19 protein-coding genes are annotated in these 19,565 nt (G+C 72.4%); 2 read left to right on the top strand and 17 right to left on the bottom strand.

Going from position 1 to position 19,565, the window contains the following annotated elements; all coding sequences use genetic code 11:
- Window position 1 precedes the first annotated feature (1 nt).
- Window positions 2-709 carry an MBL fold metallo-hydrolase gene (locus J2S46_RS33235; RefSeq protein ID WP_191288190.1) on the bottom strand — a complete coding sequence of 236 codons (708 nt, stop codon included), beginning with the start codon at window positions 707-709 and terminating at the stop codon, window positions 2-4.
- Between the two features lie 310 nt (window positions 710-1,019).
- On the opposite strand from J2S46_RS33235, the gene J2S46_RS33230 reads away from it, so the two are divergent.
- Window positions 1,020-1,838 (top strand): peptidylprolyl isomerase, encoded by an 819-nt coding sequence (locus J2S46_RS33230; protein ID WP_191288189.1) that lies wholly within the window; start codon window positions 1,020-1,022, stop codon window positions 1,836-1,838.
- Window positions 1,839-2,100: 262 nt separating this feature from the next.
- Window positions 2,101-3,330, top strand: a complete 1,230-nt coding sequence (locus tag J2S46_RS33225; protein ID WP_191288188.1) for a DUF349 domain-containing protein — start codon at window positions 2,101-2,103, stop codon at window positions 3,328-3,330.
- Window positions 3,331-3,395: 65 nt separating this feature from the next.
- On the opposite strand, the gene J2S46_RS33220 is transcribed toward J2S46_RS33225, so the two are convergent.
- From J2S46_RS33220 to pgsA, 16 genes are all read right to left on the bottom strand, one after another.
- Window positions 3,396-5,891 carry a RelA/SpoT family protein gene (locus J2S46_RS33220; protein ID WP_370882273.1) on the bottom strand — a complete coding sequence of 832 codons (2,496 nt, stop codon included), beginning with the start codon at window positions 5,889-5,891 and terminating at the stop codon, window positions 3,396-3,398.
- Window positions 5,892-6,010: 119 nt separating this feature from the next.
- The gene (locus J2S46_RS33215; RefSeq protein WP_191288186.1) at window positions 6,011-6,562 is read right to left on the bottom strand and encodes an adenine phosphoribosyltransferase; all 552 of its coding nucleotides are present in this window, start codon (window positions 6,560-6,562) and stop codon (window positions 6,011-6,013) included.
- 25 nt (window positions 6,563-6,587) lie between these two features.
- Window positions 6,588-7,700, bottom strand: coding sequence for a protein translocase subunit SecF (gene secF / locus J2S46_RS33210; RefSeq protein WP_191288185.1), 1,113 nt, complete (start codon window positions 7,698-7,700; stop codon window positions 6,588-6,590).
- A 4-nt stretch (window positions 7,701-7,704) separates the two neighbouring features.
- Complete coding sequence (gene secD / locus J2S46_RS33205; protein WP_370882272.1) at window positions 7,705-9,531, bottom strand: protein translocase subunit SecD; 1,827 nt, start codon at window positions 9,529-9,531, stop codon at window positions 7,705-7,707.
- A gap of 147 nt (window positions 9,532-9,678) precedes the next feature.
- Complete coding sequence (yajC, locus tag J2S46_RS33200) at window positions 9,679-10,098, bottom strand: preprotein translocase subunit YajC (protein WP_190212479.1); 420 nt, start codon at window positions 10,096-10,098, stop codon at window positions 9,679-9,681.
- 167 nt (window positions 10,099-10,265) lie between these two features.
- Entirely contained in the window at window positions 10,266-11,378 is a 1,113-nt protein-coding gene (ruvB, locus tag J2S46_RS33195) for a Holliday junction branch migration DNA helicase RuvB (protein WP_229912088.1), read from the bottom strand.
- A 185-nt stretch (window positions 11,379-11,563) separates the two neighbouring features.
- A complete protein-coding gene (gene ruvA / locus J2S46_RS33190) occupies window positions 11,564-12,175 on the bottom strand; it encodes a Holliday junction branch migration protein RuvA (protein WP_191288184.1) in 612 nt (203 codons plus the stop codon).
- Window positions 12,172-12,753, bottom strand: coding sequence for a crossover junction endodeoxyribonuclease RuvC (gene ruvC, locus J2S46_RS33185; protein ID WP_191288183.1), 582 nt, complete (start codon window positions 12,751-12,753; stop codon window positions 12,172-12,174). The genes ruvA and ruvC overlap by 4 nt, the downstream gene beginning before the upstream one ends.
- 144 nt (window positions 12,754-12,897) lie before the next feature.
- Window positions 12,898-13,656: a YebC/PmpR family DNA-binding transcriptional regulator gene (locus J2S46_RS33180; RefSeq protein ID WP_191288182.1), complete on the bottom strand. Its 759-nt coding sequence runs from the start codon at window positions 13,654-13,656 to the stop codon at window positions 12,898-12,900.
- A 79-nt stretch (window positions 13,657-13,735) separates the two neighbouring features.
- Entirely contained in the window at window positions 13,736-14,368 is a 633-nt protein-coding gene (gene pdxT / locus J2S46_RS33175; RefSeq protein WP_191288181.1) for a pyridoxal 5'-phosphate synthase glutaminase subunit PdxT, read from the bottom strand.
- 89 nt (window positions 14,369-14,457) lie between these two features.
- On the bottom strand, window positions 14,458-15,369 hold the full coding sequence (gene pdxS / locus J2S46_RS33170; RefSeq protein ID WP_073921495.1) for a pyridoxal 5'-phosphate synthase lyase subunit PdxS: 912 nt from the start codon (window positions 15,367-15,369) through the stop codon (window positions 14,458-14,460).
- Between the two features lie 136 nt (window positions 15,370-15,505).
- Window positions 15,506-16,006 carry a hypothetical protein gene (locus J2S46_RS33165; RefSeq protein ID WP_073921496.1) on the bottom strand — a complete coding sequence of 167 codons (501 nt, stop codon included), beginning with the start codon at window positions 16,004-16,006 and terminating at the stop codon, window positions 15,506-15,508.
- Window positions 16,007-16,080: 74 nt separating this feature from the next.
- The gene (locus tag J2S46_RS33160) at window positions 16,081-16,449 is read right to left on the bottom strand and encodes a 5-carboxymethyl-2-hydroxymuconate Delta-isomerase (RefSeq protein WP_191288180.1); all 369 of its coding nucleotides are present in this window, start codon (window positions 16,447-16,449) and stop codon (window positions 16,081-16,083) included.
- Between the two features lie 151 nt (window positions 16,450-16,600).
- Window positions 16,601-17,788 carry a glycosyltransferase family 4 protein gene (locus tag J2S46_RS33155; protein WP_191288179.1) on the bottom strand — a complete coding sequence of 396 codons (1,188 nt, stop codon included), beginning with the start codon at window positions 17,786-17,788 and terminating at the stop codon, window positions 16,601-16,603.
- Between the two features lie 20 nt (window positions 17,789-17,808).
- The gene (locus tag J2S46_RS33150) at window positions 17,809-18,765 is read right to left on the bottom strand and encodes a phosphatidylinositol mannoside acyltransferase (protein WP_191288330.1); all 957 of its coding nucleotides are present in this window, start codon (window positions 18,763-18,765) and stop codon (window positions 17,809-17,811) included.
- A gap of 8 nt (window positions 18,766-18,773) precedes the next feature.
- Entirely contained in the window at window positions 18,774-19,433 is a 660-nt protein-coding gene (gene pgsA / locus J2S46_RS33145) for a phosphatidylinositol phosphate synthase (RefSeq protein WP_073921817.1), read from the bottom strand.
- Between the last annotated feature and the right edge of the window lie 132 nt (window positions 19,434-19,565).

Here is a 19,565-nt window from a genome sequence, read left to right as displayed (position 1 = left end):
GTCACATTCCTCGTCGCGGGAAGCCGGGCGCGCCCTGCGCACCGGCTGCCTGCTGGAGGTAGGGGTTGGTGGCGCGCTCGCGGCCGATGGTGGTCTGGGTGCCGTGGCCGGAGAGGACCACGGTGGCGTCGTCGAGGGGCAGGCAGACCCGGGCCAGCGAGCGCATGATCGCGTCGCCGTCGCCGCCCGGGAGGTCCGTGCGCCCGATGGAGCCGGCGAAGAGCAGGTCGCCCGAGAACAGCACCGGAGGGAGGTCCGCTGCCGCCGGCGTCCTGAAGGTCACCGACCCCTTGGTAAGGCCCGGGGCGTGGTCGACGGTGAGCTGCAGCCCGGCCAGGTCGAGGACGCTGCCGTCCTTGAGCTCGCGGACGTCGTCGGGCTCGCCGACGGTGATGGAGCCCATCAGCTGCTGTCCGAGCGAACGGCCGAGCGCCCGCTCCGGGTCCGCCAGCATGTAGCGGTCCTCGGGGTGGATCCAGGCCGGGACGCCGCGGGCGCCGCAGACCGGGACCACGGAGGCGACGTGGTCGATGTGCCCGTGGGTGAGGACGACCGCGACCGGCTTCAGCCGGTGCTCGCGGATGAGGTCCTCGACGCCCTGGGTGGCCTCGTGGCCCGGGTCGACGATCACGCACTCCTCACCGGGAGCGGGCGCGACCAGGTAGCAGTTGGTGCCCCAGGCTCCCGCGGGGAATCCGGCGATGAACACGCGAGTCCTCTGTGGTCGGCCGTCGGTCGGATGGCGCTTCTGTACAAGTCTCCATGCAGCCTACCGGCGCCGCGGCACCGGTTGCGAACCAGATAGGCGCCGCCGCCCCGGCTCGTCCACGGACCACCCGGGCCGCGCCGACGGGGCGGGCGGCGGCGCCTCACCTCCGTCTTACACGCGAGGTCCCTACACTTGGCCGCCAATGGGTGCGATGATCCGCAGGCGGCACCCTCAGCCACAGCAACCCAGAGTCCCTCCTCGTCCGCCAGTGGGCGGGGGGCCCACAGCGCATATGTAGGAGACACGGCCGGTGGTCACCAGCGAACAGCGGCGGCGGCAGCTCGCCCGCGAGAAGTACGAGCGTCAGGCCGAGCGCCGGGCCGAGGCCCAGAAGAAGGCCCGTCGTCGCAACACCGTCGTCGGCGCCGCGCTCGCGGTCGTCGTGCTCGCCGGCGGCGGCGCCGTGATCGGCGGGGCGTTCGACTCGGGCGACAAGAAGGACAAGACGGCCCAGGCCGCCCCCACCCCGACCGTCGCCGACCCGACGGCCGCGCCGACCCGCAAGCCCGTCGAGGGCTGCGCCGCCCCGGCGGACGGCAAGCCGGGCGGCAAGCAGTGGACGGCCGAGCCGGCCCTGACGGTCGACACCAAGGCCGCGTACACCGCGACCCTGGACACCAACTGCGGCAAGGTGACGATCGCGCTGGACGCCGCCAAGGCGCCGCACACCGTCAACTCCTTCGCGTTCCTCTCCGGGGAGCAGTACTTCGACCACGTGAAGTGCCACCGGCTCACCACCGACGGCATCTTCGTGCTGCAGTGCGGCGACCCGACCGGCAGCGGATCCGGCGGCCCGGGCTACAAGTTCGCCGACGAGAACCTGACCGGCGCCACCTACCCGGCGGGCACCGTGGCGATGGCCAACGCCGGCGCGGGGACCAACGGCAGCCAGTTCTTCCTGGTCTACAAGGACACCCAGCTGCCGCCGAACTACACCCCGTTCGGCAAGATCACCGGCGGCCTGGACACCCTCCAGAAGATCGCCGCGGCGGGCACCCTGGACGGTGGCTCGGACGGCGCGCCGATGGCCGACGTCACCCTCAACTCGGTGGTCACCGCGAAGGGTTGATCCATTGCGTGCCGCGCGGCCGGTACCCTGCGGGGACCGCCGCGCGGCGCGTGGACGAAATCGCCCGGCCGGGTATGCGGACAGCACCCGCCCCGGTCGCCTATGTTGGCGTTGTATAGGGTGCCCAGACCCGTCGGCCGTCACCCTCGGCATCAGTACACGACGGACGGGACGGCGGACTCATCGGTCCGCCGCACATCAACTGTGGACGACGGACGCGTGCCGCCCCGGCGCGGGCGCGACGTCATGTGGAGGACGCGCTATGAGCAGCGACCCGTGGGGCCGTGTCGACGAGCAGGGGACCGTCTATGTCAGGACGGCGGACGGCGAACGCGTCGTCGGCTCCTGGCAGGCCGGCTCCCCCGAGGAGGCCCTCGCCTACTTCGAGCGCAAGTACCAGGGCATCGCCGTGGAGATCGGCCTGCTGGAGAAGCGGGTACGGACCACCGACCTTGCGGCCAAGGACGCCCAGGCGGCCCTGGAGCACCTGCGTGCCCAGGTCGTCGAGGCGCACGCGGTGGGTGACCTGGACGCGCTGGCCAAGCGCCTGGACGCGCTGGGTGCCGACATCGAGACCCGCCGTGAGGAGCGCAAGGCCGCCCGTGCCAAGGCACAGGACGAGACCCGCGCCGCCAAGGACAAGCTGGTCGCCGAGGCCGAGCAGCTCGCCGAGTCCACCCAGTGGCGGGAGGCCGGCGACCGGCTGCGCGCCCTGGTGGACACCTGGAAGGCGCTGCCGCGCCTGGACCGCAAGAGCGACGACGAGCTGTGGCACCGCTTCTCGCACGCCCGGTCGGTCTTCTCCAAGCACCGCAAGGCGCACTTCGCGACCCTGGACGCCGAGCGTGACCACGCCCGCGCGGCCAAGGAGAAGCTGGTCGCCGAGGCCGAGGCGCTCTCCGGCTCGACCGAGTGGGGCGACACCGCGGCCAAGTACCGCGACCTGATGACCCGCTGGAAGGCCGCCGGCCGCGCCCAGCGCGACATCGAGGACGAGCTGTGGGCGCGGTTCCGCGGCGCGCAGGACGTCTTCTTCCAGGCCCGCTCCGCCGTGTTCAGCGAGCGCGACGCCGAGCAGGTCGAGAACCAGAAGCTCAAGGAGGTCCTCGCGACCGAGGCGGAGACGCTGCTGCCGATCGGTGACCTCAAGGCGGCCAAGGCGGCGCTGCGCGACATCAGCGAGCGCTGGGAGGCCATCGGCCACGTCCCGCGCGACGCCCGCCCGAAGCTGGACGGCCGTCTGGGCGCGGTCGAGCGGGCGATCCGCGAGGCCGAGGACGCCGAGTGGCAGCGCTCCAACCCGGAGGCCAAGGCCCGCGCGGCCGGCATGGCCGGTCTGCTCCAGGGCAAGGCCGACAAGCTGAACGCCGACCTGGAGAAGGCCCGCGCGGCCGGCAACGCCTCCCGGGTGGCCAAGCTGGAGGGCGAGCTGGCGGGCCTGCAGACGCTGCTCGACCAGGCCCAGAAGAGCCTGGAGGAGTTCAGCGGCTGATCCGCCGCGCTCCGCGCAGGAGGGGCCCCACCGCCGCGGCGGTGGGGCCCCTCCTGCGTCGCCGCCTACTTGTTGCGGGCCGAGGTGACCCGGTAGACGTCGTAGACGCCCTCGACGCCGCGGACGGCCTTCAGCACGTGCCCCAGGTGCTTGGGGTCACCCATCTCGAAGGTGAAGCGGCTCATCGCCACCCGGTCGCGGGAGGTCTGCACCGCCGCCGACAGGATGTTGACGTGCTGGTCGGACAGCACCCGGGTGACGTCCGAGAGCAGCCGCGAGCGGTCCAGCGCCTCGACCTGGATGGCGACCAGGAACACCGAGGACTGGGTGGCCGCCCACTCGACCTCGATCATCCGCTCGGGCTGCTGGCTCAGCGACTCCACGTTGACGCAGTCCGCGCGGTGCACCGAGACGCCGTTGCCCCGGGTCACGAAGCCGACGATCGGGTCGCCGGGCACCGGGGTGCAGCAGCGCGCGAGCTTGACCCAGAGGTCCTCCACGCCCTTCACGATGATGCCCGGGTCGCCCTTGGCCCGGCGCCGCATGGTGCGGCCGCCGTCGTGCGTCGGGGTGGCCGTCTCGGCGAGGTCCTCGGTGGCGCCCTCCTCGCCGCCGAGCGCCTGCACCAGCTTCTGGACGATGTTCTGGGCCGAGACGTGGCCCTCGCCGATCGCCGCGTACAGCGAGGAGATGTCGGGGTAGCGCATCTCGTGCGCCAGCGTGACCAGCGAGTCCCCGGTGAGGATCCGCTGGATCGGCAGCCCCTGCTTGCGCATCGCGCGGGCGATGGCCTCCTTGCCCTGCTCGATCGCCTCCTCGCGGCGCTCCTTGGAGAACCAGGCCTTGATCTTGTTGCGGGCGCGCGGGGACTTGACGAAGCCCAGCCAGTCCCGGGAGGGTCCGGCGTTCTCCGCCTTGGAGGTGAACACCTCGACGGTGTCACCGTTCTCCAGGGTGGACTCCAGCGGCACCAGCCGGCCGTTGACCCGGGCCCCTATGCAGCGGTACCCGACCTCGGTGTGCACCGCGAAGGCGAAGTCCACCGGCGTGGCCTGCGCGGGCAGCGCTATCACGTCGCCCTTGGGGGTGAAGACGAAGACCTCGTTGTTGGAGAGGTCGAAGCGCAGCGACTCCAGGAACTCGCTCGGGTCCTCGGTCTCCTTCTGCCAGTCCAGCAGCTGACGCAGCCAGGCCATCTCGTTGACGGCGCCGGCCTTGTCGTCCTTGCGGGTCTGCGAGGGCGTGTCGGTGCGCACCTTGGAGGCGCCGGCCACCGCGCGCTGCTTGTACTTCCAGTGCGCCGCGATGCCGTACTCGGCCCGCCGGTGCATGTCGAAGGTCCGGATCTGCAGCTCGACGGGCTTGCCGCCGGGGCCGATCACCGTGGTGTGCAGCGACTGGTACATGTTGAACTTGGGCATCGCGATGTAGTCCTTGAACCGCCCCGGCACCGGGTTCCACCGCGCGTGGATGGTGCCCAGCGCCGCGTAGCAGTCGCGGACGGTGTCGACCAGGACCCGGATGCCCACCAGGTCGTAGATCTCGGCGAAGTCGCGGCCCCGCACGATCATCTTCTGGTAGACCGAGTAGTAGTGCTTCGGCCGGCCGGTGACGGAGGCGGTGATCCGCGCGCCGCGCAGGTCGCCCTGCACCTGGTCGATGACGGTGGCCAGGTACTCGTCCCGCTTGGGGGCGCGCTCGGCGACCAGCCGCACGATCTCGTCGTACATCTTGGGGTAGAGGATCGCGAAGGCGAGGTCCTCCAGCTCCCACTTGATGGTGTTCATGCCCAGGCGGTGCGCCAGCGGGGCGTAGATCTCCAGCGTCTCGCGGGCCTTCGCCTCCTGCTTCTCCCGCTTGAGGTAGCGCATGGTGCGCATGTTGTGCAGCCGGTCGGCGAGCTTGATCACCAGGACCCGCGGGTCCTTGGCCATCGCCACGACCATCTTGCGGACCGTCTCGGCCTGCGCGGCCTCGCCGAACTTCACCCGGTCGAGCTTGGTGACGCCGTCGACCAGCAGGGCCACCGAGTCGCCGAAGTCCTTGCGCAGGGTCTCCAGGCCGTAGTCGGTGTCCTCGACGGTGTCGTGCAGCAGCCCGGCCATCAGCGTCGCGGCGTCCATGCCCAGCTCGGCCAGGATGGTGGAGACGGCCAGCGGGTGGGTGATGTACGGGTCGCCGCTCTTGCGCTTCTGCCCGCGGTGCCACTTCTCGGCCACCGCGTAGGCCCGCTCGATGTCCCGCAGCAGGGCCGGGTCGGCCTTCGGGTCGTTGGCCCGGATGCTGCGGAAGAGCGGCTCCAGCACCGGGTTGAGCACCGTGCTGCGCTGGCCGCCGAGCCGGGCCAGCCGGGCCCGCATGCCGCTCGCCGAGGTCGGGCGGGCGGCCGGCGCCACCGGTCGAGGCGAGGGTGCGGCCGGGCGTGCCGGGGCGGCCCCCGCGGGCGCGGGCTCGTTCTCGGGGGCGGCCGGTGCGGCCGTGGGCACAACCTCGTCGGGCAAGGACACTCCTCGGGGCGCGGGGGCCGACCCCTCGCACGAGCGGCAAGGGTGAATCTTCATGGTACCGAGCCTGGCGGGCCGGTGTTCCGCCGCGCCCCCGCACGTGTCGGCCCCGGCACGCGCCGAGGGCGGTGGCCGCGACCGCGACCACCGCCCTCGACTGCTGACGCAGGTGACTCTCAGACCACGACCAGCGTCTCCAGCGGAGCGCCGTCGAGGTGCGCCGCCAGGCGCTCCCGGCCGTCCAGGAAGCCCAGCTCCATCAGGACGACCACACCGGCGAGCTCGGCACCGGCCCGCCGGACGAGGTCCAGCGAGGCCCCGATGGTGCCACCGGTCGCCAGTACGTCGTCGACCACCAGCACCCGCTCACCCGGGGTGAAGGCGTCGCACTGGACCTCCAGCGTCGCCGAGCCGTACTCCAGGTCGTAGGACTGCGCGTGCACCTCGCCGGGCAGCTTGCCCTTCTTGCGGATCGGCACGAAGCCGAGCCCGGCCGCGAAGGCCGCCGGGGCCGCCAGCACGAAGCCGCGCGCCTCCAGGCCCACCACCTTGGTCGCCCCGAGCGCCGTGGCCCGCTCCGCCAGCGCCCGGGTGAGGGCCGCGAAGGCCTCGGCGTCGGCGAGCAGCGGCGCGATGTCCTTGAACAGCACGCCGGGCTTCGGGTAGTCCGGAACATCGCGGATCCTGCTGCTCAGCAGGCCGGCGAGGTCGGTGGCGGGGGAGGTCACGAGCAGTCCTTACGACGGGGAGGGGTCAGCGCTTGCCGGTCGGGCGGCCCTTGGCGCGGGAGCGCCCGGGTGCCTGGCCACGCTGACCGACCATACCGGCCGGCAGGTCCTCGTCGGCGAACTCCTCGCCCTCGGGGGTGCCCTCGCCGGCCGCCTCGGCGGCGGCCTTGGCCTCCGAGGCGCGCCGCTGCGCGACCCGCTTGGCCAGCGCCTTCATCTCGGGCTGCTCCTCCTTGAGCTGCGCGAGCAGCGGGGTGGCGACGCAGATCGAGGAGTAGGCACCGGCGGCGAGGCCGATGAAGAGCGCGAGCGAGATGTCGTTCAGGGTGCCGGCGCCCAGCAGGCCGCCGCCGATGAAGAGCAGCGCGGCGACCGGCAGCAGGGCGACCACGGTGGTGTTGATGGACCGCACCAGGGTCTGGTTGAGGCCCGCGTTGGCCGCCTCGCTGTAGGTGAGCTTGCTCTGCTTGGTGAGCCCCTTGGTGTTCTCCTTCACGGTGTCGAAGACGACGACCGTGTCGTAGAGCGAGTAACCGAGGATGGTCAGGAAGCCGATCACCGTACCGGGGGTGACCTCGAAGCCCACCAGGGCGTAGACGCCGATGGTGATCAGGAGGTCGTGGATGAGGGCGACCAGGGCGGCCACCGCCATCCGCCACTCGAAGGCGATGGCCATGTAGACCGTCACCAGGACCATGAAGATGACCAGGCCGAGCAGCGCCTTGTGGGAGATCTGCTCACCCCAGCTGGGGCCGATCACCTGGCTGTCGATCTCGGCGACCGGAACGCTCAGCTCCTTGGCGAGACCGCTGCGGATGCTGTCCGGGGACTGCTCGACCTCGGAGCTGATCTGGATCCGGACCTTGCCGTTGTCCGTGGACTGCACCAGTGCGGTGGTGCCGTGGGTCACGTCGTTGACGGCGGTCTGCGCCTGGGAGACGGTCAGGCCGGACTTCTGGACGGTGTAGACCGAGCCGCCCTTGAACTCGATGCCCAGGTGCAGGCCCATGGCCAGACCGATGGCCGCGACCAGCACGATGACGCCGGAGATGCTGTACCAGAGCTTGCGGCGCCCGACGAAGTCGAAGCTGACCTCGCCCTGGTAGAGCCGGTGGCCCAGATTGGAGAAGCGTGACATTGCGTCAGGCCTCCTTCGTGGCGGCGGGAGCGGAGTTCCGGCGACGGGTGCCGCGGATCGGCGGGCGGGCGCCCAGGCGCTTCGGGTCCAGGCCGGACCACGGGTGGCCGTCCGAGAAGAACTTCTTCCGGGCGAGCAGCGTGATCAGCGGCTTGGTGAAGAGGAAGATCACCACGACGTCGAGGGCGGTGGTCAGGCCGAGGGTGAAGGCGAAGCCCTGCACCTTGCCGACCGAGACCAGGTAGAGCACCGCGGCGCAGAGGAAGGAGACGAAGTCGGACACCAGGATGGTGCGCCGGGCCCGCGGCCAGGCCCGCTGGACGGCCGGGCGCAGCGGCGCGCCCTCGCGGACCTCGTCGCGGATGCGCTCGAAGTACACGATGAAGGAGTCCGCGGTGATGCCGATCGCGACGATCGCTCCGCAGACCGCCGGGAGGTTCAGCGCGAAGCCGATCCCGGCGCCCAGCAGGCTCATGATCGAGTAGGTCAGCGCGGCCGAGACCAGCAGACCGGCGATCGAGACCAGGCCGAGGCCGCGGTAGTAGACCAGCGAGTAGAGGATCACCAGGATCATGCCGATCAGGCCGGCGATCAGGCCCGCCTTCAGCTGGTCCCCGCCGAGCTGCGGCGAGACGGTGACCACGTCGCTCTGCGCGAAGCTGAGCGGCAGGGCGCCGAAGTTCAGGACGTTGGCGAGGCCCTGGGCCTCGTCCTGGGTGAAGCTGCCGGAGATGACGGCGGAGCCGCCCGGGATCGACTCGCGGACCTGCGGGTGGGAGACCACGCCGCCGTCCAGGACGACCGCGAACTGGTTGGCCGGCGGGGCCTGGGTGGCGAGCTGGCCGGTGGTGGTCGCGAAGGCCTTCGACCCGTTGTCGTTGAACTGCAGCTGGACCTGCCAGCCGGCGGCGTTCTGGGTGTCGATGGTGGCCTGGGCCTTGGAGATGTCCGAGCCGTTCACCTGGACGGGGCCGAGGGCGAACTTGTTGTAGTAGCCCTGCTCCTTGTCGGAGCTGCAGGCGACCGTCGGCTTGGTGAGGTCGGCCGTCTGGTAGTCCTTGCGCTGCGCGTCGACCGAGCAGTCCAGGGCCGCGAACTGCGCCTGCAGGTCGGCCGGGACGGTGCCCTGGGTCAGCGCGGCGGAGAGGTCGGCGGCGGACGGCGCGGTGGCGGCGGCGCTGGGCGCCGCGGCCGGGGCGCTCGCGGCCGGGGCGCTCGCGGCCGGGGAGGCGGCCGGCGCGGTGGCCGTCGGGGACGGCGACGCGGCGTCGGCGGTCAGGGCCTCACCGAGGGCGCGGCCGGCCTTGGTGCCGCTCGCGGAGGGCGTCGGGGCGGCGGTGGAGCCGCCGGTGGCCGTCGCGCTCGCGGTGGGCGCCGGGGCCGCGCTGCCGGAGGCCGAGGCGCTCGGGCTCGCGGTCGGCGCCTGGGCCTGCACGCCGCTGGGGGCGTAGGCCAGGACCGGGCGGAAGAAGAGCTTCGCAGTCGTGCCGACCTGGTCGGCCGCAGACTCCTTGTCCCCACCCTTGGGGATGTTGACGACAATGTTCTTGTCGCCCTCGGTCTGCACCTCGGCCTCGGAGACACCCATCGCGTTGACACGCTTCTGGATGATCGCGACAGCGATGTTCATGTTGGACTTGTTGATCGCCTTGGGGTCGTCCGACTCGGCGGTCAGCGTGATGCTGGTGCCGCCGGCGAGGTCGATCCCGAGGCGGGGCTTGGTGTTGCCCGTCCCGAACATGAGGGCGACCAGTCCGACGGTGACCACCAGGATGAGGGCCAGGGCCCGTCCCGGGTAACCGTCGCGCGGACGCGACTTGGGTGTTGCCACCTTGCTCGTTTCTCCCTGTCCATGCCAGCGCCCGCCGGGCCCCCGTCCGGCGTGGGGCGGGACGGGGGGAAGACGTGACGAGCGAAGGCCCTGAGGTCCTGTGGGCGCGCGGCGGAGTGCCGCGGCGGCCGGATGAGCCCGACCGTACTACTTGCTCGCGGGAGCCCCGCCGTCGGCGTCGCCCTTGTCCGCGCCGTCCTTCGAGAGCGAGAGCGGCTTGTCGCCCTCCTCGGCCGACCCGGCCTCGTCCGCCTCGACGGACTCGGCCAGCTCGGCGAGCTCGTCCTCGAGCGGGCGGCCGTTGATGATCGCGTCGTACTCCTGCGGGTCCAGCACCGCGGCGATCGCGCCCTTGGTGAAGTGGCTGACCACGCCGGGCGCGATCTCCAGCTCGACGGTCTCGTCGTTGACCGCCTTCACCTGGGCGTACAGGCCGCCGATGGTGCGCACTCCGGCTCCCGGCTCCAGCGAGGTCTGCATCGACTGCTGCTGCTGCTGGCGCTTCTTCTGCGACCGGAACATCAGGACGATCGCGATAATCGGGAGGAGAAGGATGATGAGGTTCACTGCAGCCAGGGTCCTTTACGGGCCGCCGCCCGGCGGCCTGTGGTGATGGTCGGCCCGTCAGGTGAGAGGGGCGGTCCGGCGGAGTCTAGGCGACCCGAACTGATCGGACAACGCCAAGCATCGCATCCTGCCGCCGAAAGTGGCGACCCTCCGCATGCACAGATTCCTCAGGCTTCCTCCACGGCCCCGAACAGGTCGGACTGCGCGGGCACCGGCCCGCGCGGGCCCTGGCCGGACGCCGCCCGGGAAGGACCGGTCTGGACCGGTGGGGTGAGCCCGAGGTGCTGCCAGGCCGCGGGGGTGGCGATCCGGCCGCGAGGGGTGCGGGCCAGCAGTCCCTCGCGGACCAGGAACGGCTCGGCGACCTCCTCGACCGTCTCGGCCTCCTCACCCACCGCGACCGCGAGTGTCGACAAACCGACCGGTCCGCCGCCGAACAGCCGGAGCAGGGCGCCCAGCACCGCGCGGTCCAGCCGGTCCAGCCCACGGGCGTCCACCTCGTAGACCTGCAGGGCCTGCGCGGCGATCGCCCGGTCGACCACGCCGTCGTGCTTGACCTGGGCGTAGTCCCGGACCCGGCGCAGCAGCCGGTTGGCGATCCGGGGCGTGCCCCGGGAGCGGCCGGCGATCTCGGCGGCGCCGGCCGGGTCGATCTCCACGTCCAGCAGCGCGGCCGAGCGGTGCACCACCCGCTCCAGCTCGGCGGGGGCGTAGAACTCCATGTGGCCGGTGAAGCCGAAGCGGTCGCGCAGCGGGGGCGGCAGCAGCCCGGCCCTGGTGGTGGCGCCGACCAGGGTGAAGGGCGGCAGTTCCAGCGGGATGGCGGTGGCGCCCGGGCCCTTGCCGACGATCACGTCGACCCGGTAGTCCTCCATCGCCATGTAGAGCATCTCCTCGGCCGGCCGGGACATCCGGTGGATCTCGTCGAGGAAGAGCACCTCGCCCTCGGTGAGCGAGGACAGGATGGCCGCGAGGTCGCCGGCGTGCTGGATGGCCGGGCCCGAGGTGATCCGGATCGGGGCGTTCAGCTCGGCCGCGATGATCATCGACAGGGTGGTCTTGCCCAGCCCGGGCGGGCCGCTGAGCAGGACGTGGTCCGGTGCGGCGCCGCGCTGGCGGGCGGCCTGCAGGACCAGCGAGAGCTGCTCGCGGACCCGCTCCTGCCCGATGAACTCGTCCAGCAGCTTGGGGCGCAGCGCCGCCTCGACCGCCTGGTCCTCGCCGTCGGCGGCGGCGGCGGTCACCAGCCGGTCCGCCGGTTCGGAGTCGTACGGGGTCATCGGGGCGGGCTCCAGTCTCGGCGGGTCGGCGGATCAGCGGGTCGGTGGATCAGCGGGTCGGGCGGTCGGGCGGTGCTCGGCCTGCGGTCGGGCGGTCGGGCGGTCAGGTCACCGGTCGGGCGGCCCGACCGGAAAGGTCGACACGTCGACCGGGCCGGCGGCCCGGGAACGGTCGGCGGACGGGTTCACCTGGTCCGGTTCAAGGTCCGCAGCGCGGCCTTGAGCAGGGCGCCGATGTCCGGCGAGGACTGCGCCTCGGCCTCCGGGGTGACGGCCGCCACCGCGTCCTCGGCCTCCCGCGGAGCGTAGCCGAGGCCGACCAGGGCGGCCTGCAGCTGCTCGCTCCACGGCGCCGGGCCGGCCGCGAGCGGCTTCTGCGCCGGGACGCTGCCGTGCGGGGCCCCGAGCTTGTCCTTGTACTCCAGGAGCAGCTTCTGCGCGCCGCGCTTGCCGATCCCGGGCACCGCCATCAGCGCCTTCTCGTCCCCGGTGGCCACCGCCAGGCGCAGCGCGTCAGGGCTGTGCACGCCGAGCATGGCCTGGGCCAGCCGGGGGCCGACGCCGCTGGCGTTCTGCAGCAGTTCGAAGGTGGCGCGCTCGTCCTCGTCGGCGAAGCCGTAGAGGGTGAGGGAGTCCTCACGGACCACGAGCGAGGTGGAGAGCCGGGCCGGCTCGCCGAGCCGCAGCGCGGCGAGCGTGGTGGGGGTGCACTGGAGGGCGAGGCCGACCCCGCCGACCTCGACCACGGCGGTGCCCGTGGAGAGGGCCGCGACCTGGCCCTGGACGAACGCGATCACGGGCGGTGCTCCTGTCGGACGGCGGGGCGGGCGTCGGCCCGGACGACGGCGGCGGCGGACCGCGCGGGCGGGGCCTTGGCCACCGCGGCGGCGATCCGGCCGGCGGCGGCGCCGCGCCAGATGTGGCAGATGGCGAGCGCCAGGGCGTCGGCGGCGTCGGCGGGCTTGGGCGGGGCGTCCAGCCGCAGCAGGCGGGTGACCATGGCGGTGACCTGGGCCTTGTCGGCGCGGCCGGAGCCGGTGACGGCCGCCTTGACCTCGCTGGGGGTGTGCAGGGTGACCGGGATGCCGCGCCTGGTCGCGCAGAGCATGGCGACGGCGCTGGCCTGGGCGGTGCCCATCACCGTCCGGACGTTGTGCTGGGCGAAGACCCGCTCGACAGCGACCATGTCCGGCCGGTACTCCTCCAGCCAGGCCTCTATGCCCTGCTCGACGAGCAGCAACCGGGGCCCGATCTCGGCGTCGGCCGGGGTGCGCACCACCCCGACGCCGGCCATCTTCAGCGGGCGGCCCGGCGCGCCGTCGACCACGCCGACCCCGCACCTGGTCAGCCCGGGGTCCACTCCCAGTACCCGCACGTCGCGCCCGCCTCTCCAAGACCACCCGAAGGGTATCGGGCACCGCTGACAACGAACCGGCCGAACACACCCGGGGCCGGCCGGGACGCACTGCGCCCGGTGGTCCCACGGACCACCGGGCGCAGTGATGCGGGGCCTTCGGCCCTACTCGGCGTCGAGCTCGGCGCCCACGGCGTCCGGGATGTCGAAGTTGGCGAAGACGTTCTGCACGTCGTCGCTGTCCTCCAGCGCGTCGATCAGCTTGAAAATCTTGCGGGCGCCGTCGGCGTCCAGCTCGACCTGCACGCTGGGCACGAAGTTGGCGTCGGCCGAGTCGTAGTCGATCCCGGCGTCCACCAGCGCGGTGCGGACCGCGACCATGTCGGTGGCCGCGCTGATCACCTCGTAGGTGTCACCGAGGTCGTTGACCTCCTCGGCGCCGGCCTCCAGGACGACCTCGAAGACCTTGTCCTCGTCCACGCCGTCGGCCTTGGGGACGATGACGACGCCCTTGCGGGTGAACATGTACGACACCGAGCCCGGGTCGGCCATGTTGCCGCCGTTGCGGGTCATCGCGACGCGGACGTCGGAGGCGGCTCGGTTGCGGTTGTCGGTGAGGCACTCGATGAGCACCGCGACGCCGTTGGGACCGTAGCCCTCGTACATGATGGTCGAGTAGTCGGCCCCGCCGGCCTCGGCACCGTCGCCGCGCTTGACGGCGCGGTTGATGTTGTCGATCGGGACCGAGCTCTTCTTCGCCTTCTGGATGGCGTCGTACAGCGTCGGGTTGCCCGCCGGGTCGCTGCCGCCGGTGCGCGCCGCCACCTCGATGTTCTTGATCATCTTGGCGAAGAGCTTGCCGCGCTTGGCGTCGATCACGGCCTTCTTGTGCTTGGTGGTAGCCCACTTAGAGTGGCCGGACATCGCCAGCTCCTTTACGTCGCCAAAAGGGAAATGAACAGGAGAGATCTTACCGGTGCCGCAGTGCGGCGGGGGCACCGGTTCAGCGCGCGGCGGCTTCGACCATCCGCACGAAGTACTCGTGCACCCGGTGGTCGCCGGTCAGCTCGGGGTGGAACGAGGTTGCCAGCAGGTTGCCCTGACGGACCGCCACGATCCGGCTCTCCGGACCGTCCGCCGCCGACAGCTCGGCCAGCACCTCGACGCCCGCGCCCACGGCCTCGACCCAGGGGGCGCGGATGAAGACGCCGTGCACGGCCTCGCCGGCCGGGCCCTGGCCCTCGATGCCCTTGAACTCGATCGCGGACTCGAAGGACTCGTTCTGGCGGCCGAAGGCGTTGCGCCGCACCGTCATGTCGATGCCGCCGACCGTCTCCTGGTCGTCCCGGCCGTCGAGGATCTTGTCGGCGAGCATGATCATGCCGGCGCAGGAGCCGTAGACCGGCATCCCGGCGGCGACCCGCTCGCGCAGCGGCGCCATCATCCCGAAGGCGAGCGCCAGCTTGGACATGGTGGTGGACTCGCCACCGGGGATCACCAGCGCGTCGACCTCGGCGAGCTCCTCGGGGCGGCGCACCGGGCGCGCCAGCGCGTCGGCCTCGGCAAGCGCGATCAGGTGCTCGCGGACGTCGCCCTGCAGGGCCAGGACGCCGATGACTGGAGTACGGCTCGACACGGTTGCTACCTCTTCAGAATTCTCGTACGGACGACGCACGACGGCCCGCCGCGCTCCGTGAATCCGCGCGGCGGGCCGTCGGGCAGGGACTACCAGCCGCGGTTGGCGTACCGCTCGGCCTCGGGGAGGGTGTCGCAGTTGATGCCGACCATGGCCTCGCCCAGGCCGCGCGAGACGTCCGCGATGACCTTCGGGTCGTCGAAGAAGGTGGTGGCCTTCACGACGGCGGCGGCGCGCTTGGCCGGGTCGCCGGACTTGAAGATGCCCGAGCCGACGAAGACGCCCTCGGCGCCGAGCTGCATCATCAGGGCCGCGTCGGCCGGGGTGGCCACGCCACCGGCGGAGAACAGCACGACCGGGAGCTTGCCCAGCTGCGCGACCTCCTTGACCAGCTCGTACGGCGCCTGGAGGTTCTTGGCGGCGACGAAGAGCTCGGTCTCGTCGAGGGTGGTGAGGCGCTTGATGTCGGCGCGGATCTGGCGCATGTGGCGGACGGCCTCGACCACGTTGCCGGTACCGGCCTCGCCCTTGGAGCGGATCATGGCCGCACCCTCGGCGATGCGGCGCAGCGCCTCGCCCAGGTTGGTGGCGCCACAGACGAAGGGGGTGGTGAACGCCCACTTGTCGGAGTGGTTGACCTCGTCGGCCGGGGTCAGCACCTCGGACTCGTCGATGTAGTCCACGCCGAGCGCCTGCAGGACCTGGGCCTCGACGAAGTGGCCGATCCGGGACTTGGCCATCACCGGGATGGACACGGCGTTGATGATGCCGTCGATCATGTCCGGGTCGGACATCCGGGCCACGCCGCCGTCCTTGCGGATGTCGGCGGGGACCCGCTCCAGGGCCATGACGGCCACGGCGCCGGCGTCTTCAGCGATCTTCGCCTGCTCGGCGTTGACCACGTCCATGATCACACCGCCCTTGAGCTGCTCGGCCATGCCGCGCTTGACCCGGGCGGTACCGATCTGCGGCTGGTCTGCGGTGATGGGGGTGGTGGACACGTGAGACCTCACTCGAAGATGAAAGTGCTATCGCCTTATGTTAGGCGGACATGGGCTCGGCCCCATGCGCCACCAAGTCCATGCGGGCTTCCGGGATACGACAAACAGGCCGAAGCCAGGCGGGCCCCGCGGGCCCCTAGGCCGGGGCTCCCTCGGGGGTCAGCGCGAGCGGAGGGGCGTCGTCCATCTCGAAGGCCATCGGGAACGGCGCCTTCCCCGCAAGGCGGAAGTAGCGCACCAGCCGGTGCTCGCGCACCGCGCGGGCGGCCCGGACGGCGTCGTTGTGGAACCGCCTGGCCATCGGCACGCGGCGGACGGCGGCCGTCAGATCCTTCACAGCTTCTTCACCGCCGGGGGCCGCGACCAGCACCGCGAGCTGCTCCGGCTCGGCGAACACCGCGCGCAGCGCCAGGCTCAGCTCGCTCTCCGCCACCTCGCGGTGCTCGTCCTCGGACTGCCGGGCCGAGTGCGAGGCCTCGTAGAGCAGCAGCGAGGCCGCCGGGTCCAGCAGGCCCGAGGTCGCCAGCTCCAGCGTCACCGAGGCCCGCCGGACCAACTGGGCGTCCAGCGCCGCGCGGGCCGCGTCGATCCGGGCGTGCAGCCGGTCGAGGCGCCCGGCCGTCCAACTCAGGTACATCCCGCACAACACCACGGCCACGGCCGCCCAGATCCAGGTAGTCACGGGGCGCAACGCTACCGGGTGCCCGCCGGTCAGCCGTCGAGCGTGGTGCCCCGGTAGCTGTCGCTGTCCATGTCGACCACCTTCACCGCGGTGTGCAGGCGCCGGCCCGGCGCCGCCGGCAGGTGCTCGGCCAGCAGCGCGAGCACGGCCTCGGTGAGCCCCGCCTTCGCCTCCGGGGTGCGCCCGGGGAAGATCTGGAAGTCCACCAGGACCAGGTCCTGGCCCTCCGCCCGCTCCCCCACCACGACGGTCTCATCGGCCCGGCGGAAGCGCGTCTTGCACCCGTCCGGGGCGACGGTGAGGAACTTCACGGCGAGCTGGTTCAGGGCCAGGCCGAGGGCCCGGCGGTCGAAGGCGTCCGCCAGGTTCGCGGAGTAGTCGACGGAGATCTGCGGCATCTGGGCCTCCGGGCTCGGACGGGCGTCGGTGACGGCGCCCGCCGTCCTGGCGGGCCCCCGGGACACCCTAACCAGCGCGTGGGCCGGAGCGGACCGGGGCCCGGGCCGCCGGGGCCCGCCACCGCCGCCGGGTCAGGCCCGCCAGGCGCGCTCAGTCCCGGGCCAGCCCCAGCCGGCCGCGCCAGCCCGTCCGCTCGTCCTCCACCCGCACCGCCGCGGGCGCACCGTCGGTGACCGTCTCGTACACCGCCAGGATGTCCGCGCCGACCGTCGACCAGTCGAAGCGCCGGACGTGCCGCGAGGCCGCCTTGCGCAGTTCCTCCAGCCGGCCCGGGTCGCCCAGCAGCCGCAGCGCCGCGACCGCCAGCGCGTCGGCGTCCTCGACCGGGAACAGCTCCCCCGCGTCACCGCCGTCCAGCACCTGCTTGAACGCGTCCAGGTCGCTGGCCAGCACCGGCGCACCCGCCGACATCGCCTCCACCAGGATGATCCCGAAGCTCTCGCCGCCGGTGTTCGGCGCCACGTACAGGTCGACGCTGCGCAGCAGCCGGGCCTTCTCCCGGTCGCTGACCATGCCGAGGAACTCCACCTGGGCGCGGACCTCGGGAGCCAGGCCGGCCACGGCCTCCTCCTCGTCGCCCTTGCCCGCCACCAGCAGCCGCACCCCGGGGCGCTGCGCCAGGATCTTCGGCAGGGCCGCCAGCAGGGTCGGCAGACCCTTGCGCGGCTCGTTGATCCGGCCGATGAAGCCGATCGTGCCCGGTTCGCCGTCCGCCGCGCCGCCCGTCCAGCGGTCGTCCGGCTCGGCCTCGGCGAAGAAGCCGACGTCGACGCCGTTGGGGATGACCACCGCGTCGCCGCCCAGGTGCTCGACCAGGGTGCGCCGGGCGTACTCGCTGACCGCGATCCGGGCCCGCATCTTCTCCAGGCCGGGCTGCAGGATCGGCGAGGCCGCGATCATCGCCCGCGAGCGCGGGTTGGAGGTGTGGAAGGTCCCCACCATCGGGCCCGTCGCCGACCAGGCCGCCAGCATCGACAGGCTCGGCGAGGCCGGCTCGTGCACGTGCAGGATGTCGAAGCGCCCGTCGTTCAGCCAGCGCCGCACCCGGGCCGCCGACAGGATGCCGAAGCTGAGCCGGGCCACCGAGCCGTTGTACGGCACGGCCACCGCGCGCCCGGCCGAGACCACGTACGGGGGCAGCGCCTCGTCGTCCTCGGCCGGCGCCAGCACCGAGACCTGGTGGCCCAGCGCGATCAGGTGCTCGGCGAGGTCCCGGATGTGGAACTGCACGCCACCGGGGACGTCCCAGTCGTACGGGCAGACGATGCCGATCTTCACCAGGTTCCTCTCACGCTGCTTCAGGGCCCGGCCGGCTCGGCGGCCGGCTCGGTACCGGGTGCGGGCACCGGCGCGGCCGGCTCGGCGGCGGCCGGCTCGCGGACCCGCAGGTCAGCCAGCCACAGCCGCTGCAGCATGTGCCAGTCCTCGGGGTGCTCGCGGATGCCCTCGGCCCACACGTCGGCCATCGACTGGACCATCGCCGCGGTGCGCGCCTTCGGGTCGTCGCCGGCCGGCGGCAGCACCTCGGGGTGGATCCGGGCCCGCATCACCGGGCCGTCGTACCAGAGCGTCACCGGCAGCAGCGCGGCCCCCGTGCGCAGGCACAGCGCGGCCGGGCCGGCCGGCATCCGGGTGGCCTCCCCGAAGAAGGTCACCTCCACGCCGGCCTCCGAGAGGTCCCGGTCGCCGACCAGGCAGACCAGCTTGCCGGCCCGCAGGCGCCGGGCCAGCGTGCCGACCACCGACACGTCGCTGCCGGTCAGCGGCAGCACCTCCATGCCGAGGCTCTCCCGGTACGCCACGAAGCGCTCGAACAGCCGCTCCGGCTCCAGCCGCTCGGCGACGGTGGTGAAGGGGTACCCCTCGTGCGAGGCGACCCAGGCGCCGGCCAGGTCCCAGTTGCCCATGTGCGGCAGCGCTATCACCGACCCGCGCCCGGACTCCATCGCCCCGGTGAGGTGCTCCAGGCCCTCCACGGCCACGCTCCGGGCGATCCGCTCCCGGCTCCAGACCGGCAGCCGGAACGACTCCATCCAGTACCGCAGGTAGGAGCGCATGCCGGCCCGGGAGAGCTCCCGCAGCCGGGCCTCGTCCGCGTCCGGGCGCACCCGCAGCAGGTTGGCCTCCAGTTGCAGCACCCGCTTTCCCCGCTTGCGCCAGGCCGCGTCCGCGATCTGGTCGAACAGCCCTTCGGCCGCCCGCTCGGGCAGATGCTTCAGTGCCGCCCAGCCCAGCGCGTACGCCGAGTAGACCATCCGGTCCTTCACGCCGTCCCCCGACTCCCCGCCTCCAGGCGGTCCGCCTCGAACGCCTCCCGGCGCACGGTCAGCATCCGCTGGAACACCGTCACCAGGCTCCCCGCGGCCACCACCCAGAGCGCGAACGGCAGCAGCCACTCGACGTACGGGACCCCGAAGGTGTGCAGGCCCGCGACCCCGGCCGCGACCAGGCTGATCACCAGCCGCTCGGCCCGTTCCACCAGCCCCGAGACGTCACAGGGCAGGCCCTGGCTCTCCGCCCGGGCCTTGGTGTAGGAGACCACCAGGCCGCTCGCCAGGCAGAAGATCGCCACCGCGCAGAGCAGGTTGTTGTCGCCCTTGCCCGCGTACCACATGGCCAGTCCGCCGAAGATCGCCGCGTCCGCGACCCGGTCGAGCGTCGAGTCCAGGAAAGCGCCCCACTTGCTGGTACGGCCCAGCTGGCGCGCCATGTTCCCGTCGACCAGGTCGGAGAAGATGAACAGGGTGATCGTGATGGTGCCCCAGAAGAACTCCCCGCGGGGGAAGAACACCAGCGCGCCGGCGACCGATCCGGCCGTCCCGATCAGCGTCACGGCGTCCGGGCTCACGCCCAGGCGGATCAGAAAGGCGGCGAACGGGGTCAGGACACGTGTGAAGAAGGCACGCGCGTATTTGTTGAGCATGGCCTTCCGGACCGCTCCGATCTCACCGGTGTCCGCCGAGGGCCGCGATCCGCGGCAGGCGGCCGAGTGGATCAGCCCACCCGGCTGACCCATGGTATCCACGCCCGCCACGCACTCCCGCGCACCGCACCG

The sequence above is a fragment of the Kitasatospora herbaricolor genome, assembly GCF_030813695.1.
GTDB lineage: Bacteria > Actinomycetota > Actinomycetes > Streptomycetales > Streptomycetaceae > Kitasatospora > Kitasatospora herbaricolor.
The sequence above is the reverse complement of the archived record's forward strand: the minus strand, read 5'-3'. Positions and strand labels throughout refer to the sequence as shown.

What these genes read in the sequence shown, in the direction of transcription:
- J2S46_RS33225 (WP_191288188.1), top strand. Translation starts at nt 2,101, where the DNA reads ATGAGCAGCGACCCGTGGGGCCGTGTCGACGAGCAGGGGACCGTCTAT.
- J2S46_RS33220 (WP_370882273.1), bottom strand. Translation starts at nt 5,891, where the DNA reads ATGAAGATTCACCCTTGCCGCTCGTGCGAGGGGTCGGCCCCCGCGCCC.
- secF (WP_191288185.1), bottom strand. Translation starts at nt 7,700, where the DNA reads ATGTCACGCTTCTCCAATCTGGGCCACCGGCTCTACCAGGGCGAGGTC.
- ruvB (WP_229912088.1), bottom strand. Translation starts at nt 11,378, where the DNA reads ATGACCCCGTACGACTCCGAACCGGCGGACCGGCTGGTGACCGCCGCC.
- J2S46_RS33180 (WP_191288182.1), bottom strand. Translation starts at nt 13,656, where the DNA reads ATGTCCGGCCACTCTAAGTGGGCTACCACCAAGCACAAGAAGGCCGTG.
- J2S46_RS33165 (WP_073921496.1), bottom strand. Translation starts at nt 16,006, where the DNA reads ATGTACCTGAGTTGGACGGCCGGGCGCCTCGACCGGCTGCACGCCCGG.
- J2S46_RS33160 (WP_191288180.1), bottom strand. Translation starts at nt 16,449, where the DNA reads ATGCCGCAGATCTCCGTCGACTACTCCGCGAACCTGGCGGACGCCTTC.
- J2S46_RS33150 (WP_191288330.1), bottom strand. Translation starts at nt 18,765, where the DNA reads ATGGTCTACTCGGCGTACGCGCTGGGCTGGGCGGCACTGAAGCATCTG.
- pgsA (WP_073921817.1), bottom strand. Translation starts at nt 19,433, where the DNA reads ATGCTCAACAAATACGCGCGTGCCTTCTTCACACGTGTCCTGACCCCG.